This is a genomic window from Bacteroides sp. HMSC067B03 (assembly GCF_001811315.1).
Classification (GTDB): domain Bacteria; phylum Bacteroidota; class Bacteroidia; order Bacteroidales; family Bacteroidaceae; genus Bacteroides; species Bacteroides faecis.
Genome location: NZ_KV804417.1, coordinates 1 through 15919, shown reverse-complemented (window position 1 = coordinate 15919; position 15919 = coordinate 1). Strand labels below are relative to the sequence as shown.

The 15919-nt window shown below is 44.9% G+C and carries 14 protein-coding genes; 2 read left to right on the top strand and 12 right to left on the bottom strand.

Annotation, left to right across the window (positions count from 1 at the left end):
* Positions 1 to 58 precede the first annotated feature (58 nt).
* The 11 genes from HMPREF2794_RS21005 to HMPREF2794_RS20955 form a co-directional block, all read right to left on the bottom strand.
* A complete protein-coding gene (locus HMPREF2794_RS21005; protein ID WP_070752591.1) occupies positions 59 to 1264 on the bottom strand; it encodes a glycosyltransferase family 2 protein in 1206 nt (401 codons plus the stop codon).
* 37 nt (positions 1265 to 1301) lie between these two features.
* Positions 1302 to 2804, bottom strand: coding sequence for a hypothetical protein (locus HMPREF2794_RS21000; protein ID WP_070752606.1), 1503 nt, complete (start codon positions 2802 to 2804; stop codon positions 1302 to 1304).
* A gap of 24 nt (positions 2805 to 2828) precedes the next feature.
* A complete protein-coding gene (locus HMPREF2794_RS20995; RefSeq protein WP_070752588.1) occupies positions 2829 to 3680 on the bottom strand; it encodes a glycosyltransferase family 2 protein in 852 nt (283 codons plus the stop codon).
* 11 nt (positions 3681 to 3691) lie between these two features.
* Complete coding sequence (locus HMPREF2794_RS20990; protein WP_070752585.1) at positions 3692 to 4855, bottom strand: glycosyltransferase family 4 protein; 1164 nt, start codon at positions 4853 to 4855, stop codon at positions 3692 to 3694.
* Between the two features lie 12 nt (positions 4856 to 4867).
* The gene (locus HMPREF2794_RS20985; protein WP_070752582.1) at positions 4868 to 6025 is read right to left on the bottom strand and encodes a glycosyltransferase family 4 protein; all 1158 of its coding nucleotides are present in this window, start codon (positions 6023 to 6025) and stop codon (positions 4868 to 4870) included.
* A 3-nt stretch (positions 6026 to 6028) separates the two neighbouring features.
* Positions 6029 to 6940 (bottom strand): SP_1767 family glycosyltransferase, encoded by a 912-nt coding sequence (locus HMPREF2794_RS20980; protein ID WP_008763460.1) that lies wholly within the window; start codon positions 6938 to 6940, stop codon positions 6029 to 6031.
* Positions 6941 to 6952: 12 nt separating this feature from the next.
* Entirely contained in the window at positions 6953 to 8083 is a 1131-nt protein-coding gene (locus HMPREF2794_RS20975; RefSeq protein ID WP_008765892.1) for a glycosyltransferase family protein, read from the bottom strand.
* Positions 8080 to 9555, bottom strand: coding sequence for a lipopolysaccharide biosynthesis protein (locus HMPREF2794_RS20970; protein WP_070752579.1), 1476 nt, complete (start codon positions 9553 to 9555; stop codon positions 8080 to 8082). Before HMPREF2794_RS20970 ends, HMPREF2794_RS20975 begins: the two co-directional genes overlap by 4 nt.
* Positions 9556 to 9578: 23 nt before the next feature.
* Complete coding sequence (locus tag HMPREF2794_RS20965; protein WP_070752576.1) at positions 9579 to 10523, bottom strand: glycosyltransferase family 2 protein; 945 nt, start codon at positions 10521 to 10523, stop codon at positions 9579 to 9581.
* A gap of 46 nt (positions 10524 to 10569) precedes the next feature.
* Complete coding sequence (locus HMPREF2794_RS20960; protein ID WP_055270028.1) at positions 10570 to 11706, bottom strand: glycosyltransferase family protein; 1137 nt, start codon at positions 11704 to 11706, stop codon at positions 10570 to 10572.
* 136 nt (positions 11707 to 11842) lie between these two features.
* Positions 11843 to 12148 (bottom strand): helix-turn-helix domain-containing protein, encoded by a 306-nt coding sequence (locus HMPREF2794_RS20955; protein WP_224207176.1) that lies wholly within the window; start codon positions 12146 to 12148, stop codon positions 11843 to 11845.
* A 151-nt stretch (positions 12149 to 12299) separates the two neighbouring features.
* Here HMPREF2794_RS20955 and HMPREF2794_RS20950 point away from each other — a divergent pair, with 151 nt between their 5' ends.
* A complete protein-coding gene (locus tag HMPREF2794_RS20950; protein WP_070752573.1) occupies positions 12300 to 13289 on the top strand; it encodes a DUF4373 domain-containing protein in 990 nt (329 codons plus the stop codon).
* Between the two features lie 309 nt (positions 13290 to 13598).
* Entirely contained in the window at positions 13599 to 15407 is a 1809-nt protein-coding gene (locus HMPREF2794_RS20945; protein WP_070752570.1) for a bifunctional DNA primase/helicase, read from the top strand.
* A gap of 22 nt (positions 15408 to 15429) precedes the next feature.
* On the opposite strand, the gene HMPREF2794_RS20940 is transcribed toward HMPREF2794_RS20945, so the two are convergent.
* Positions 15430 to 15687: a DUF4248 domain-containing protein gene (locus HMPREF2794_RS20940; RefSeq protein WP_008765886.1), complete on the bottom strand. Its 258-nt coding sequence runs from the start codon at positions 15685 to 15687 to the stop codon at positions 15430 to 15432.
* Positions 15688 to 15919: the final 232 nt, after the last annotated feature.

The following is a 15919-nucleotide window of genomic DNA, read 5'->3' as shown; positions in this document are numbered from 1 at the left end:
ATTAGATTTATAAGATTCTGTTTCATGCAAAGATAATAAAAGATTTGTTTCTCTGTTCTTATTTTTCCGCGCGTTTTGCTTTTTCCCACGCTCCGCTTCCTTTTTTTCTTTTCAGGTAGCCGATTCCTTTGAGCACATTCACGTTCATGAATAAGAAATAATAGGGAATAAACAGTACTTTATTCTTTATTTGTCTGGTAGAGAGGTAATATCCCCAGTATCCCATTCCGTAGAAAAGAATCTGTAACCCCAGCAGGGTGCCATAAAACAGGGGAGATCCGCCCAGCAGTAAAACGACTATATTCAGCGGCAACAGCACAAACAGCAGGAATGGAGTGACAGACCAGCGCAATACCCGGTGCGACGTGTACTGAAAACTAAGGATTCCGTAACGGAAAGGATTCAGCAACGGGCGCAGACGCCAGATCGACTGTAATCCTCCGGCAGCGATGCGCACTTTCCGTTTTTCCTCTTCACCCATATTTGCCGATCCGCTTTCGATGGCGTAGGCGTTGGTGCAGTAGGCGATGGTGTATCCTTTCATGGCGATGCGGAGAGAGAGGATGAAGTCGTCGAGCAGCGTATCCGGTTCCATCGGTTCGAAGAGTTCGCGGCGGACGGCAAACAGTTCTCCGGCAGCGCCTACAGCTGAGTAGAGACGGGAGTCGAGCGCTTTCAGTGTCGATTCGTATTTCCAGTAGATGCCTTCGCCTCCGGCGGCTGCTCCGTCCTTCGTCTGTACGGCTATACGTTTTTCTCCTGCCACGCAGCCCACTTTCGGGTTTTGAAAAGCCAGTACGATTTCACGGATTGCCTCGCTGTTGACCATCGTGTTGGCGTCCGTAAAGACGACAAGCGGGGTCCGGACGAGTGTCATTCCTCGTGTCATGGCGGCTGTCTTTCCCTGCCGTTTCGGCTGGAAGTAGACGGTTACTTTTCCGTTCCAGCGGGTTTGGAGACGGTCGTTGGTGCCGTCATCGCTTCCGTCCGTCACCCAGACGATGCGGAGTTTGTCCGCAGGGTAGTCCAGGGCGAGGCTGTTCTCCATCTTTTCGTCCACCACGTCTTCTTCGTTGAAGGCGGTGATGAAGAGGGTTACTTCCGGCAGGTCACTGTCCGGTGGCAGCACCCGTTTCACGGGTTTCACGAAAAGCTCTTTCAGCTTGACGAGGGCGTAGAGGACGATACCGTAGCCCAGATAGGTGTAGAACACCATGAACAGGGCGAACCAGAAGAGGATTTCGAGGGTGAGAGTTTCGTTCATAGCTGTATTCTCGTTTAATAGATGTTTGTTGATTTACTTATTGAAGTCGTTTTTTCAGTGCCTCTTTTTTAGCCGATTCTTTCAGCATGTTTACAAAGTAGAGGGCATCTGCTTTGTTGGAAGCATCGGAAGGATTGGCCTCGTATCGTTTTACGAAATTCTCGGCGTGTTCAAACAGGTATTTCCGACAGTCGATATTGAGCATGATACCGTCTTTGTAGTCAGCATAAGATAGTCCGGTCAATGCATCATTTCCTTCGATAGAAACAATGTCATACATGCTAATTCCCGGCAAATTGATAGTGGTAGAAGGATAGTAGAAGAACTTTTCTCTCGGTAAATTTACTGTTAATTTGAAAGAACTTGCGTCTATTTGTGCTATACTAATATGGCTGTTTAAACGATAATAGTTATATTCATAATATTCTTCCTGGCTTGGAAACCATAACGAATCATCCCCATCTTTACCATAATTACTATTTAACCATAATAAAAAGTCGATCCAATTGTTGTCCGTACCATGAACACCTATGCAGATTGCTTTACGTTCTTCTTTGGGTAATTTTAGCAGGTCAGTAATCTGTTGTTTAAAATATGCTGGTGAATCGTTAAACTCCCGTTCTATCAGAGATTTTTGTAAAGTTTCAGACACCTGATACGGATATAGGGTAATTGCTCCTGCTTGTGCGGTCATCGTTTGAATTTCCGGACATTGAAGAGCAGCAGTTACGTATGTCTTATTTCCATTGGGTTCAGCAAGAAATTTGCATCCCCTTCCTGTGAGTTTCTCTACAATAATGTTTTGGGCAATATCAAAATGTTCCAATATTTGTATTGGATCATTAGCATCCTTTGTCATTACATCATGGAGGGCAATGCCTGTTCCATAGTTCAACATCTCTCGTATGTTATCCCATATAAGTCCGGATTTCATATAAAAACGATAATAGTTTGCAGTAAACCCCGGCAGTACGTTTGTTTCAGCATCCATCCATTTTTCTTCAGGGGCAAGAGTGGTAGTAATAGCAAACCGAACTTCATTTCCTGCTCCGTCTGTACATCCCAAAGATTGGTTGGCGGAAATAATAGTAGGGGGAAGATCCCCTTTTTGCAAATGTTTGATGTCAAAATATAATTGATGTTTCATATTCTGATCAGTGGGAGTTGGAGTAGGATAAGGTATTGAACTTGAGATCGGTTTACCGTTTATTGCAGCCCACGTACGGCAAAAAGCAGCCTGCATGCAGTCGTCTTGTGTTAGCATCAACATCCATGTCTTATTGTATTTTAAATGAGGGATTTCGACATTAATATCTTTGGTCTGTATTTCTTTTTTTGTGTGGATAATGATTTCTGCTGTAACGTTTGCTGTTTCTTTGTCGAAAGGATACATATAGACGGGAGTAGAATCTGTATCTTTTTCGTTATTGTCTTGTCCTGTATTTCTATTCTCATCGTATAGATTCATTTTTCTTATACAGGAAGTATAGGTGAAAAGACAAGCTGTTACTAAGATGATATTTACTATATATTTTGCCATATCCATAATGATTTTGATGAGACCTTATTTGATGAGATTAGAGTCTTTATCTTTGTATGCCGTTTTTTTGATAAAGAGTCCGGTGATTTCTTTCAGTGCTTTGATTACCCGTATCCATATATTATCAATCAGTGATCCTTCAGAATTTAGGGTTCCATTACTTGTAAGCACTCGTGCTTTGCGACTTGTAATAAATACGATTTTTCCATACGGTTTCATAGCTAATGCTAACGAACCGTCTTCTCCGCGGATAATATCTGTACGAAATCCAAACCGACGTCCTGTTTCCGTATTAAAACTGAAAGCCATACCTCGCACACAGAGTTCAGGACGCTGGATGGCTTGTAAGCGGAGGTATATATCGCGCAGGCCTTCGTAGCACCATAGTCCGAATCGGGAATGTCTTTCGTCAACCATAAAACTCCATAAACTGAATGTACATGCAACCTTCGGATTCATTAGATATTTTACATGCGTTTCAATGTAATGCGGTGGATATAAAGTATCTGCATCAATACAAATATGATATTTTCCTTTTGCATGGTCCAATCCGCATTGGCGGGCGTATCCCGGACCTTTCTTCGTTTCGTTATAATAGGTAACTCCCAATGATTTTAATACTTCTTCCGTTTTATCCGTTGAATTGTTGTTAACGGCTATTATTTCAATGGGGAAATGGCAATGATTCTCGGAGAGTGACCAGATACAACTTATCAGATGACGTTCCTCATTGTATGCAATGAGTACAACCGATACCAGTGGAGAATCGTTTTGACGTTCTTTGAGTTGTCTTTTGACTTTGCGGATACTATCGTCAGAAATCTCATCAAAAGATTTCCCGTATACTTCCAGATAAGTTTTATACCACTTTACCATATATTGTTCTGTTATTTAGAAGAATAAGTTAATGATTCGAATAAGTTTTTCCATTGTGGCATCACATTTTCCGGCAGAAAGCGTTTTACGTTTTCCCTGGCTTTGTGTCCCATCTTGATGCGTACATTTTCATTCTCAATCAGATAGCAGATTTTGTCTGCAAGTTCCTTGATATTTTCTTTCTCCACTAGTAGACCGTCTTCATGGTCTTTTATGATATCCGAAGGACCATGCGGACAGTCAAATGAGACACAGGGTATACCACATGACATTGCTTCTGCCAGAACGAGTCCAAAACCTTCGTATCGGGAACTCATGACATAAAAGTCGCTATCCATGTATTTTTGATAGATATCGGGAGTGGGAGGATGAAATAACACGGAGTTTTCCAGTGCCAGATTTTTCCGTTTCTCCAATAACATGTTTTTGTCTTCACCCTCTCCATATATATCAAGAATCCACTCAGGGTGTTTCTGATGTACTTTACTCCAGGCATCCAGTAATAAGTCATATCCTTTCTGCTCTACCAGTCTTCCTGCGGTAATAATCCGTTTTTGAGTTTTCTTGTCTGGACTGATTTCTGCAGGATACCGGTGCAGCATATTGGGGATGATTCTTGCCTGCGGTGTTATGTCGGACCAGTCTTTCGCATCGTTGTGAGTCAGTGTTACAAAAGCGGACATATGTTTGATATACTGGTGAAGTTTCTTGTCTCTTCTTTTGAATGCCCATCTCATCAATAGATTTCCGGCAGGTGGATTATTTTTTTCAATACTTGTCCTCATGCTATGCGTTTCCAGTATGGTATGCGTTTTTCTTTGAAGTAAATCCATACCAGCCATAGTTGTGAATTCGCAACTAGCTCCGATGACTATGTCGGCTTGAGTTGTATGTACGAAATTACTGAGTTTTTTAAAAAACTCTTTTTCCATTTTCCACTGCATGAACATGCGTTTGAAAAGCCCATATTGATACTGGCGATAGAATAGTATGCCCCAATCTATATGGGTCACTTTGGGTGATAAAGGGTAAACGATGGAATGTCCCCCTTGCTCCCAAGTAATAATATATACGTGGTATCCGTAATGTTCTGCCAGATAATTCGCCTTGTCGATGAAGATTCTTTCTACGCCACCAAAAGCCGCTAGTGAGCGATATAAATAGATGATAGTCATTCTTTTCTTCTTTTATTGGGGTGCATATTCCATCAATTCTTCAAATAAACTTTTCCATTGTTGCGAGATTGCTTCCATAGTAAAATCTTTGGCCCTGATTTTTGCCTGCCTACCCATTTCTATGCGGATATTCTCGTTCTCAATCAGATAGCAAATTTGCTTGGCCAATTGTTCAATGTTTCCGTTTTCTACCAAGAGCCCGTTTTTTCCATTCGTTATCATGTCCCGCGGACCGCATGGACAGGCAAAGGCAACCGGAGCAATTCCATAAGCCATTGCTTCGCCCAATACCAGAGGTAGCCCTTCGTATCGGCTTGACAAGACAAATATCGAACTCATACAGTATTTTTCGGCTATATTCGATACAGTGTGATGAAGCAGACAATTATTATTTAGTTGTAGTTCATCTATTAGTTTGGTGAACTTCTCTTTCAGGTCGCCTTCTCCATAAATATGTAGTTTCCAGTCCGGATGTCTTTGGGCGACAATGCTCCAGGCGGGGATTAGCATATCAAATCCTTTTTGGGGCGCATATCGCCCTACAGCAATAGCATTATGTGACAGAATATCTGTTTGTTTTCCTTCTACAGGAGTAGAAATAGGATTAGGGATGATGCTGATATTAGTCAGTTCCGGCCAGTCTTTAGCTCCTTCACTTGTAAGTATAATCACTCTGGACAGTTTAGACAGGTTTTTGACAAATCTGTTTGCCCATCTTTTCTTTATCATGTTGACAATCGGGCTTTTACGTTTCAGTGCTTCTGCGCCATAGGCGTAGCGGCTGACGTGAAACTCTCCGATTTTCAGGCTACCGTCTTTCAATTTAGTGATAAAGTTCAGTTCCCGGCGCATGGTTGAGATAGTAATGTCCGGTTTCAGTTCGTTCAATAGATTCGATAGTCGTTGTTTAAACCGATAGTAGCGGAACGGATACTTCAGCACTTTACTTACTATGGATTGAGAGTAGGGCAGGTCGAAAGATACTCCTAAGTCGATATGCTTTACTTTGGGGGATAATGGAAAGTGTGGTGCTTTACCCATTTGTTCGGATGTAATGATGGTGATGTCGTATCCTTCAAAATGTTCTGCAAAATAATTGGCTTTGAATGTAACTATCCGTTCTATTCCGCCAGGTGCCTGTAGTGAGGGCAGGTAATAGGCTATCTTCATGATTTAATAGATTTTAGCAATGATTTGTTTCCGATAAAATTCTCCGGCGTCGGACACTTGTTTTCCGTTGGCGGCTTCGTTTACATATTTTCGTTCCAGCTTTACTTTCCGTTTGGCTCCCATTCGCCACCATTCATATTCTACGTCCACGTGCCCTGCGTCAATTGCCTGATAACCGGACTTGAATAAATCGTAAGCCAGTACAGTAGCCGTAGGTCCTAAAGCAATCAGGAAGAGAGCGGTTTTCTCGAGTTTTTGCGCTTCATTCAGTATTTCTTCGTAGCGGTCAAATGCGTCACGGGGCGGACAAAGAATACGTCTGATGCTTTTTACATTGTCAAAGAGGTCGTTGCCTACCCCCAAACGGCTTTTTTCGCCTTCAATGAATACGACATCCCTGTCTTTCCAGATAGCTTTCATCTGGTGAAACCACCGTGGGCAGTCTTCTTTGGAAGCGAAGTCCATGTAGGGACGGGTGATGAATGTATTGTAGTATAGCCTGTCGGGCAACAGCAAGCGGTCCCACCAACTGCCATACAGAAAGAAGTGAGTTCTCCAGAATCGGCGTGCTTTGCGGTTATAGCGATAAATGTTTTCGAAAGTATCGGAGATACAAACCAAATGTCCTTCTTCATGGCTTGTCAATACTTCCTTGAGACGCTGAGCCAAGAGTACATTTCCTTTTTGGAATCCTATTTCCTTGTCCGGGTTGGTAAGCAGCATCTCACCATCGCCGAAACGGCTCACGGAACATTGGTCTTCTACGATTATCCGAATGGTCTCATCAATGGAAGCTACCTGCGGAGTTATTTTCTGATGGCATCTGAGAGCCATGTACCAGAAATTGTACCATTCTACAGTAATGCCATAACGCAATTTATAGCGGATAGCATTGATCAGTGGCTGTATATTCATAGTGATATAGTTTTATTCAAAGGTTTCATTAATAACAATTTGCATCTGGGCTTTCCATGAAAGTGATTGCTCTATAGACATCCGTATTTGGAGCGGCGTTGTTTTCAATGATTGATAAAAGCGAATTACTTTTTCGATGTCAAGGGGCGAATCGTCCGGTGCTGCCTTAAGTATGTATGGTTGATGCTCAAAGTCATCATCCGTTTCTGAATAAACAAAAGGAATGCCTCTTGCTGCATATTCACGGTTTTTTAAGGTCTTAATTTTGTCAATACCGCTACGATGGCGAGCCAGACTGCCTATTCCCATGTCCGACTGCTCGAACACGGCATCCAGTTCTTTGCCGTATAAGGCACTATGAAAGATGATATATTTCTCTAACTGATGTTTGGCTACATCTTTTTTATAGCTGTCCACCAGTTCGGGAACCCCGAAGCCTACGATATTGAGATATACTTTATAATCATGAGTGTCCGTATGTGTACGATAGTAATTTGCCATGCCGGCTATAACTCTGTCGAAACCATGCCATGGGTGCATTGTCGCTACGGCAATCAGTTGTAGAGAATGTGCGGTATCATTCTTTGGACCTCTTAAAGGGATTTCGCTGAAATCAATTCCATTTGAGATGCGGATGGTGGGGCGATTCCAAATAATGTCATAGTCCGAAAAAGTGACGATCTTGTCAACATAGCGTGCCAGATGCTGTCGGAAACATTTGTCTATAAATAGGATTCGTTGGTATACGAATGGGAGTCCCTTATATTCTTGGTCGTATGGATATGTCGGGATTTCCATCACTATACGTGCTCCGGTCTTTTTTAGTAGTTTCATCAGCCGTATGCTGAAAGGGCTGGCATTATGGACATAGCGTACATAGATAAAGTCTATGTTTTCTTTCTGTACATAATGTACGATACTGTCAAATTCGATTCTTTTTAGGATTTTTCCTTTGATCCCGAAACCATAGTCGGCGATTATCGATTCATCTACCATACGGCGTTTATGGTTGTCCGTATCGTCTAGCCAACACGTATGCATTTCTAGTCCGCATTCTTTGAGGGCTTTTACTTGATAACGTATCTTTTTACTGATTCCGTTGAATGCTTCGAAACCATGGAATATGAGGAATAATCCTTTCATTGTTTGTTCTTTTGTACCAACTTTCTATTTCTTGCAAGAGTCTTCACTTTGCCTGTGATATCATAGGTGTGTGTTACTTGCATATATGTTCCAAAGATAATAAAACTTACGAAACTTTTTGCAATAAGTGTTACGAAAATATTCATATTTTCCATCATATAATATATAGGCGTGAGGAATGCCGTTATTAGTAGGCTGACAAGGAGTGGAGAAAGAAGTTGTCTGATAAATATCCATGCGTTTCTTTGAAAAGTTACTCGGTACATCATCCAATAACATTGTACGAAATTGATAGTAAAAGTTATCACGATACATGTTGCTACAGCTGTCAGTGTGCCGAAATAGAATATCCCTGCCAGCATTCCGGTCACATTGAGTATGGACGAAAAGAGTCCGCAGACAAAGAGGCTCCTTGTATCACCTGCTGCCTGAAAAATAGAACCTGAAGAAGAGAGTATGATCTGAATACCGACCGAAAGTGACAGTATCCGGAATACAGGAACCGAAGGCAGCCATTGATCACCAAAAATAATCAATGTCACTTCTTCTGCCGTAAAGAAAAGCAGTACGCTGAGTGGCAGACCGATGAATGACAGAAAACGGACAATGCGTTCGTAGGATGTTGCCAGCTTTTCCTTGTCATTCTGGAAATCGCTGAAGATGGGGTGCATTACCGGTGTAATGACTTGTGTAATATTCTGCAGAGGGAGCATCATCAAGCGGTAGGATTTTTCATAGTATCCTAGTGCTGACATACTCATATACTTACCAATCAGCAATTTATCCAGATTGCGGCTGAAGTAGTTAATCACGTTAAACAAGAATTGATAGGCCGAATAGGAGAATATCTTTCGGAGTACTTTCAGTCCTAACGTGAAACGCAGCCGTTGCGGATAGCGTTGATAGGAAATAACGAATATCAGTATGCTGGAAAGTATAGGATTGATGATCAGCGCATATAAACCGGCTCCGCAAAGCGCGGCAGTTATTGCTCCGGCGCCTCCGGCTATCTGGATGATAAAGCTTCGGATAGCAATGAACTTGAACTCTTTGTTGCGGTAGAACAAGGCTCCCGGCACGATGTTGGCAGAGGCGAAGAACAGGTTGACGGACAGGAGCTGGCACAACGTCCGTAAGATCCCACTTTCGTAGTAATCGGCGATCAGCCAGGAAGCGGCAAAAAAGAGTATGCTGATTCCGATGCCTGTCCATACGGTGAATGAGAAGATGTCCGACAGTTCTTCTTTAGTCAATGATTTATGTTGTACGATAGCAGGCGATATTCCCATATCCGTAAAGAGATTGAAAAATGCAATAATGACCGTAGCGATTGCCACTACTCCGAAGTCATCCGGAGAGAGCAACCGCGCAAGAATCCCTGCCACGACGAGTGATATAATGATTCCGCTGTATTTGGCTAGTGCCGTGTAGAATACTCCGGAAAATAACTGATGTTTAATATTGTTTGCCATTGTCTGAATGATCTTTTTCTGGTCTACTTGTGAATGATGGATTTGAATAACAAGACTCCGATGCTTCTTATAGATATGAGTTTTTTGTATCTAAACAGACACCGCCACGCCAGCCGAAGCCGGTACGGGTAAGGGAGCACATGGGCTTGCCAAATGACAGCATTCAGCATTTGCGACAGATATAAATCAATAGTATTCCTGATTTCGTATTCAGAGGTTTGTTGCTTGAATTTGACTATCTCTTGAGCAACAGTGAGATATCCTTTTAAATTTTGGAGTGAAAAATCGCATGTCATAATTGAATTTTTACGTATGCGCCGGTGAAAGAACGATCGTTGGATACAGCTTGTTCTTCGGGCTTGCAGATAAAGTAAGGTCGTGAATAGCTGATCTTCGTGTACAATGTCCGGATAAAAGAGGAGCTGCCGTTCTTCCAGAAAAGCTGTGCGGATAACGTTCAGACAGGCGGATGGGGTGTACGTTTTGTGCTGCAATTGTATGTTGATAGCTTCGGGACCTGTATAAACCTTGTCTTCTAACTTATCGGTACGTTGGTAATTTAGTGCGGGAGCATTGCGAATATTCTCTTCAAAAAAGCTCTGGGCATCAAAGAAAACGAAATCCAGTTCTTTTTCTTCGCATTTGCTGTAGCACAACTCCATTGCATCTTTTTCCAACAGATCATCACTATCCATGAAATAGATGTATCTTCCGTGAGCATGCGTGATGCCGGCATTGCGTGCCATTGACAATCCCCGGTTGGTTTGCGAATACACCTGTATCCGACTGTCTGCCGCAGCCAGTTCTTCTGCAACTTGCAGACTGTTATCCGTGGAGCCGTCATTGATGATGATGATCTCCAATTCCCGCAGTGTCTGATTCATAATGCTTTCTACTGCCTCCCGAACATATTTTTCGGTGTTATAGACAGGTATGACGACACTGACTTTTATTTCTTTATTTTCCATAAATACTGTGTATGGCTACTCTATTGTTGTTTGTTTTTGAGATCGTTTAAAGAGAGAGATTGGGCAGGTTTCTGTAAAGCTCCGCATATTCTTTTCCTATTTTTCCGCTGTTCATGTTTTCAATGGCATATGCATAGTTGTCTTCCCCCTTCCTTCGGGCGGACAGTTGGCGGGCCGCTTCCAGTGCTCGTATGATATCAAATTTGTTGTCGGGGTGGAAGACGGGGTTGCCCGTATCCTGGAGGATTTCTCCTATATTCCCGATATTGGGACCTATGACCACTTTGTGAAAAAGGAAGGCGAGAGGTATACTGGCAGAGTTCAGAATATCTTTTCGTTGGATGAATATTACATCCGAAGCGGCCATGTAGTAAGGCAGGTCGCAGTTGTCTATAGGTTCGTCGCTGGCTCCGGCGTGCATTCTGGTTCCGGTGTGCATTCTGCGCAGGCGGTTGAGCAAGGGTATAAGCAGGTAATATCCTGTCCGGGATGTCCAGCGCTTGAAGAAGTTGCTGCCATACCTGTTGAATCTCGAAAACGGGTACAGTCGCGGAGCAAGCAGGAACTTCTTTGCTTCATCCCATTTTCGGAACGCTCCGGTCACCATCCGCCTCTCTTCACGATTCCGGAACTTTCCGAACGACGTGACGATAAACGCCTCCTGCGGCAGATTAAGATACTGGCGCGCACGTTCCATACTGATGTCCTCCTTGTACGTGTATTGATAAATAGGGTGAGGAATGATGACATTCCGGCTGTCCGCATGTCTGGCTGCAAATTCGTCGCGACTGTAACGTCCCATGTGCACCACCACATCGCTTTGTTCTTCGATGATGTCATAAGCACGGCCGGTCACCTCGTCCGCATCATGCGGACGGACATTGTGGCGCGTATACACGAACCGGGCCCCACGGGACCGGAAAAAAGCGATACGCTCTTCCAGGCGGCAAATCCTGTCCGGATCGTCACAACTCCCTTCCGTCACCTCTTCGGGCCATTGGAAGTGGATGATGTCGTAAGGTGTATCCGAGTTCCAGAACTCATTTGTGGAACATCGTACGTCAATCCCCGTCGTCCTGATAGCATCGCATAAAATGGGGACAAAAAGATTGTCCGTATCTCCATTCTCTCTGAAAACGATTAATGCTTTTACCGGTGGATTGCCTATTTCATTGTCGTTCATGCTTGATTCTTTGTTTTTGGTGGGCTTTTGCCACATACAAAGGTAATAAAAGATATGATACTTTTCATCTTTTTTGCTTTTTTTCGGTGTTGTGCCTTCATTCTTTGTGTGTCCGTTTTATCTCTCTGTTTCTCTATTAGTTATCAAACGTATTCATATCTATGAGAAACAGACTCCTGTCGAAGGGGATATGCTGCTTATAGAGGTACTTCTGATAGTGGTAGCATATCGTTATGAAACTTTGTACGCTGCATTTGGTCACTTCGTTTTCGTACCGGCTCAGGGTGGAAATACTGAGATTGGTTACATCTGCCGCCTCTTCAAGGTTCAGATTACATAGATGGCGCAAATGGATGATTCGTTCTATTTGTGCATGACAGTTCTCTTCAATACGCAGCCGGTCGTTAATTTCTTCCTTGGTCGCTCTTTCGTATCCTTTCATAATTTCTTTCTTTTTACTAATTATGCCGCAAAGTTCATAGAAAAATGTCAAACATCGTTTGCAGTTCTGCAAGTAGTTTTTCAAAAAAGTATTCAGACCTTTGCAGAACGAATTCGGGACATCCTGAATCACAGTCAATTAATTATAAGATATGAAGAAAGATCAGTATTTTAATTTAGAGGTAAATTTTTTGAGTAATGACAATATTGTCAGGATGATGATGGAACTTGACGCTGCGCAATCGCTCGGAATCTATATGATGCTTCTTACGCATTTGCGTAAAGCGGACAATTATGAAGCATCCTGTTGTCCGCTTTGTATGGGGGCTTTTGCGCGGATGTATGACTTGGATGCCGATGTGTTGCAAAGGGTTCTCCGTGAGTTCGACCTTTTTGTGCTTGATGAAGAACGGCAGATGTTCCGTTCGCCTTATCTGGACAGGGTGATGGCAAAGCTCGAAGAAAGACGGATGATTAATGTGGCAAACGGCAAAAAAGGAGGTCGTCCGAAACGCATGGAAAGCACACCGGAAACACCGATGGATAAAGGCGGAAAACCGAATCAAAACCAGAAGAGTAGAGAAGAGGAGAGAAGAGTTACTACTGTTGTCAAAGACAACAACAGTAGTAACGAAGAAAAGACAGAGAAAGAGCACTCTGCCGCCGTCGCTTCTGACGGACTTCAGATTGTTACTCCACCGGAGGATAGGGGACAGTTGCCCCTGCAGCCGGTTCTTCCGTGGGAGATGCTGGTGGATCAGATGGCCGAATCGGAAAGTTACATGGAGTCGATGGCTATGCACTCCTGTATGGGCAAACTTTTCGTGGAACGGCAGGAGGAGGTGATCGCTGCTTTTAAAGAGCATATCCGACGCTTTGGCAGGGAAGATGGCTTGCTGTTTTTGAGGGATGTGAAACTGTATTTCGGCAATTACCTCTCTCCGGGCGGACGTCCGGCTCAGGAGCTGAAGAAAAGGCTGCTCGGCAGTTGCCGGCAAGCAGCTGAGGAAGAACTGTATCGCTTTGAACAACTCATTGGCGGGCAACGGACGTATCTTGGGCATCCGATTCCGAAGGATGCGCCTCCAAGACCGGACAGGTCTGCCGTGTGGGATGAAGTGCATTGGAAGTGGGGAAATTAGCTCCGGATTTCTCCGACATCCGGCTACGTGAGCGTTGCCTTTCGGCTCGCTGCTCGTTCATGCTCGGCTCGCTGCTCGTTCATGTTCGGCTCGCTGCTCGTTCATGTTCGGCTCGGTGCTCGTTCATGTTCGGCTCGCTGCTCGTTCATGTTCGGCTCGGTGCTCGTTCATGTTCGGCTCGCTGCTCATTGGTGTTCAGCTCGCTGCCCATTGATGCTCAGCTTTCCGCCTGCATTGGGAACTGATAGAAAAATTATTAATACAAACTTAAAATCTCCTTTTCGGAAGGGGAGAATAAAAACAAGAAATATGAGAAATTTTGCTAATTATCATGTCGATGTCCGCAGACATACCAGCGGTGTCGTTAAAACCATCTGCGAGCAATGCCTCCCGACGAGGCACAACAAGCGTGACCGTTCGCTGCGGGTCAATATCGACACAGGGCATTGCCATTGCTACCATTGCGGAGCCGACTTCTACGTCCCCGACGATGCCGAAGAGCGTGAGAAAGCCGAGCGACAGGCTGCCCGTAAACGTCGTGTGGCATCTGCCGTTCCCCAGCACTTCCGCCGTCCGGTGTTCGACGCTTCGAAAACGACGCTTTCCGAAGCTACGGAGCGTTGGCTGGTAGAGACGCGTTGTATTCCGCAGTCCGTCATCGCCGGTCTGCGCATCACGGAGCAGGAAGAGTTCATGTCGCAATCCGGAGCGAAAGAGCGGTGCGTCTGTTTCAACTATTTTGAGGACGGGAAACTCGTCAACACCAAATTCCGTAGCGGTGCCAAAAATTTCAAGATGGTGCAGGGAGCCGAACTGATTCCCTACAATATCGATTCCGTGCTGGGACAGGACACCTGCATCATCCACGAAGGCGAACTGGATGCCGCGTCCTCCCTTGCCGCCGGATTCAAAAGCGTGATCTCCGTACCTGCCGGAGCTAACGCGAACCTTTCGTGGCTCGACCGCTTCATGGAGTCGCACTTCGAGAATCTGAAAGACATCATCATAGCCGTTGACACCGACTCTGCCGGGCTCAAACTGCGTGACGAGCTGGTCAACCGTCTGGGTGCCGAACGTTGCCGTGTGGCCGTCTACGGACCGGGCTGCAAGGATGCCAATGAACATCTTGTCAAATATGGGATCGACAGCCTTCGTATCGCCATCGAGCAGGCGGAAGAAATCCCTCTTGAAGGCATCTTCACCGCCGCCGATCTGCACGAAGATCTGCGGGCATTGTTCGACAACGGCTTCGGTCCCGGTGCGGAGACGGGCTGGGAGGAGATGGATAAGATTTGTACGTACGAACGTAGGCGGCTGGTCATCGTTACGGGCATACCGGGGGCCGGAAAATCGGAATGGCTGGATGAACTGGTGTTGCGCCTCTGTATGCGCCATCAGTGGAAGATCGCGTTTTTCAGTCCGGAGAATAATCCTATCGTCTACCATCTCCGCAAGCTGGTCGAGAAACTGACCGGACACCGTTTTCAAAACGGTTGCGGCATGACGGAAGGGCTTCTGCTCCGTTCGGAAGAGTTTCTTGCCGAAAACGTCTGTCACATCGCCCTCAAAGGCAGCGCCACTCCGGAACGGGTGCTTGCCAAAGCCCGTGAGCTTGTCCTGCGTCGGGGATGCCGCATCTTCGTCTTCGACCCGGTCAACCGTTTCGAGCATACCCCCGCGCCGGGGCAATCGGAAACGCAGTATCTTTCCAATTTTCTGAATCTGTTTACGGAGTTTGCCACGCAATATAACTGTCTGGTGATTCTTGTGGCGCACCCCCGAAAGATGAACCGCAATCCGGTGACGAACCATACTCCGCGTCCGGAAATGTACGACGTAAACGGGTCTGCCGATTTCTTCAACAAGGCGGATTATGGCTTGGTAGTGGAGCGTGACAAGGAGGTCGGAGTGACACGCGTCTATGTCGAAAAAGTGAAGTTCAAACACCTCGGAGCGGGTGGTGTGGCTACTTTTGTCTACGATCCCGTCAGCGGACGTTACCTCCCCTGCGAAGAGTCCCAAGACCCGTCCGTCCCACCGGAACAACGGGTCAGAAACACTGTCAGTGACAGCTCGTGCTGGTTGCCGGAGAAGGAGCTGTTTGAAGGGGCTGACTAAAAAGTCGGCCCCATACTTATCTTCAAGGTTCCTGCAGCACCTCTACGATCAGTCGTACTTGTGCGGGTGTGTAGTGTCTGCTTCGGGGATTCATGCCGGTGGATAGCAGGCGTTCTTTTAGTCCGGGTGCGGCTTCGATCCATTCGTTGAAGCGGTCTACTGCGCTTTGTTGCTGGACGTTGGGGATATATAGCATGGCGAGTTCTCCTTTTCCGTAGCTGCGGTATTGGAAGGATTTTTCTTCTTCCTGTTTTTGCAGGGTATCTGTATTTGCTTTCATTTTTGATTTAATTGTAGGGTGTTGCAATGGGTATAAAGTTACTGTTTTTTACTGGATTTAGCAAATTTGTTGCTCATGAAAGTGTCGCTTTTATGTTTGTATTGTTTAGCTGTTATTCACGTTGTCTGCTTATCTTTTTTTTTGGGGGGGGTATTCGGGGTCAGTCCGAAAAACCCTGTTTGAGCTCCATACTATACCGAAAAGAATATATTTAGGCACGGATTACACGGAT

What these genes read in the sequence shown, in the direction of transcription:
- HMPREF2794_RS21005 (WP_070752591.1), bottom strand. Translation starts at nt 1,264, where the DNA reads ATGAACGAAACTCTCACCCTCGAAATCCTCTTCTGGTTCGCCCTGTTC.
- HMPREF2794_RS21000 (WP_070752606.1), bottom strand. Translation starts at nt 2,804, where the DNA reads ATGGCAAAATATATAGTAAATATCATCTTAGTAACAGCTTGTCTTTTC.
- HMPREF2794_RS20995 (WP_070752588.1), bottom strand. Translation starts at nt 3,680, where the DNA reads ATGGTAAAGTGGTATAAAACTTATCTGGAAGTATACGGGAAATCTTTT.
- HMPREF2794_RS20990 (WP_070752585.1), bottom strand. Translation starts at nt 4,855, where the DNA reads ATGACTATCATCTATTTATATCGCTCACTAGCGGCTTTTGGTGGCGTA.
- HMPREF2794_RS20985 (WP_070752582.1), bottom strand. Translation starts at nt 6,025, where the DNA reads ATGAAGATAGCCTATTACCTGCCCTCACTACAGGCACCTGGCGGAATA.
- HMPREF2794_RS20980 (WP_008763460.1), bottom strand. Translation starts at nt 6,940, where the DNA reads ATGAATATACAGCCACTGATCAATGCTATCCGCTATAAATTGCGTTAT.
- HMPREF2794_RS20975 (WP_008765892.1), bottom strand. Translation starts at nt 8,083, where the DNA reads ATGAAAGGATTATTCCTCATATTCCATGGTTTCGAAGCATTCAACGGA.
- HMPREF2794_RS20970 (WP_070752579.1), bottom strand. Translation starts at nt 9,555, where the DNA reads ATGGCAAACAATATTAAACATCAGTTATTTTCCGGAGTATTCTACACG.
- HMPREF2794_RS20965 (WP_070752576.1), bottom strand. Translation starts at nt 10,523, where the DNA reads ATGGAAAATAAAGAAATAAAAGTCAGTGTCGTCATACCTGTCTATAAC.
- HMPREF2794_RS20960 (WP_055270028.1), bottom strand. Translation starts at nt 11,706, where the DNA reads ATGAACGACAATGAAATAGGCAATCCACCGGTAAAAGCATTAATCGTT.
- HMPREF2794_RS20955 (WP_224207176.1), bottom strand. Translation starts at nt 12,148, where the DNA reads ATGAAAGGATACGAAAGAGCGACCAAGGAAGAAATTAACGACCGGCTG.
- HMPREF2794_RS20950 (WP_070752573.1), top strand. Translation starts at nt 12,300, where the DNA reads ATGAAGAAAGATCAGTATTTTAATTTAGAGGTAAATTTTTTGAGTAAT.
- HMPREF2794_RS20945 (WP_070752570.1), top strand. Translation starts at nt 13,599, where the DNA reads ATGAGAAATTTTGCTAATTATCATGTCGATGTCCGCAGACATACCAGC.
- HMPREF2794_RS20940 (WP_008765886.1), bottom strand. Translation starts at nt 15,687, where the DNA reads ATGAAAGCAAATACAGATACCCTGCAAAAACAGGAAGAAGAAAAATCC.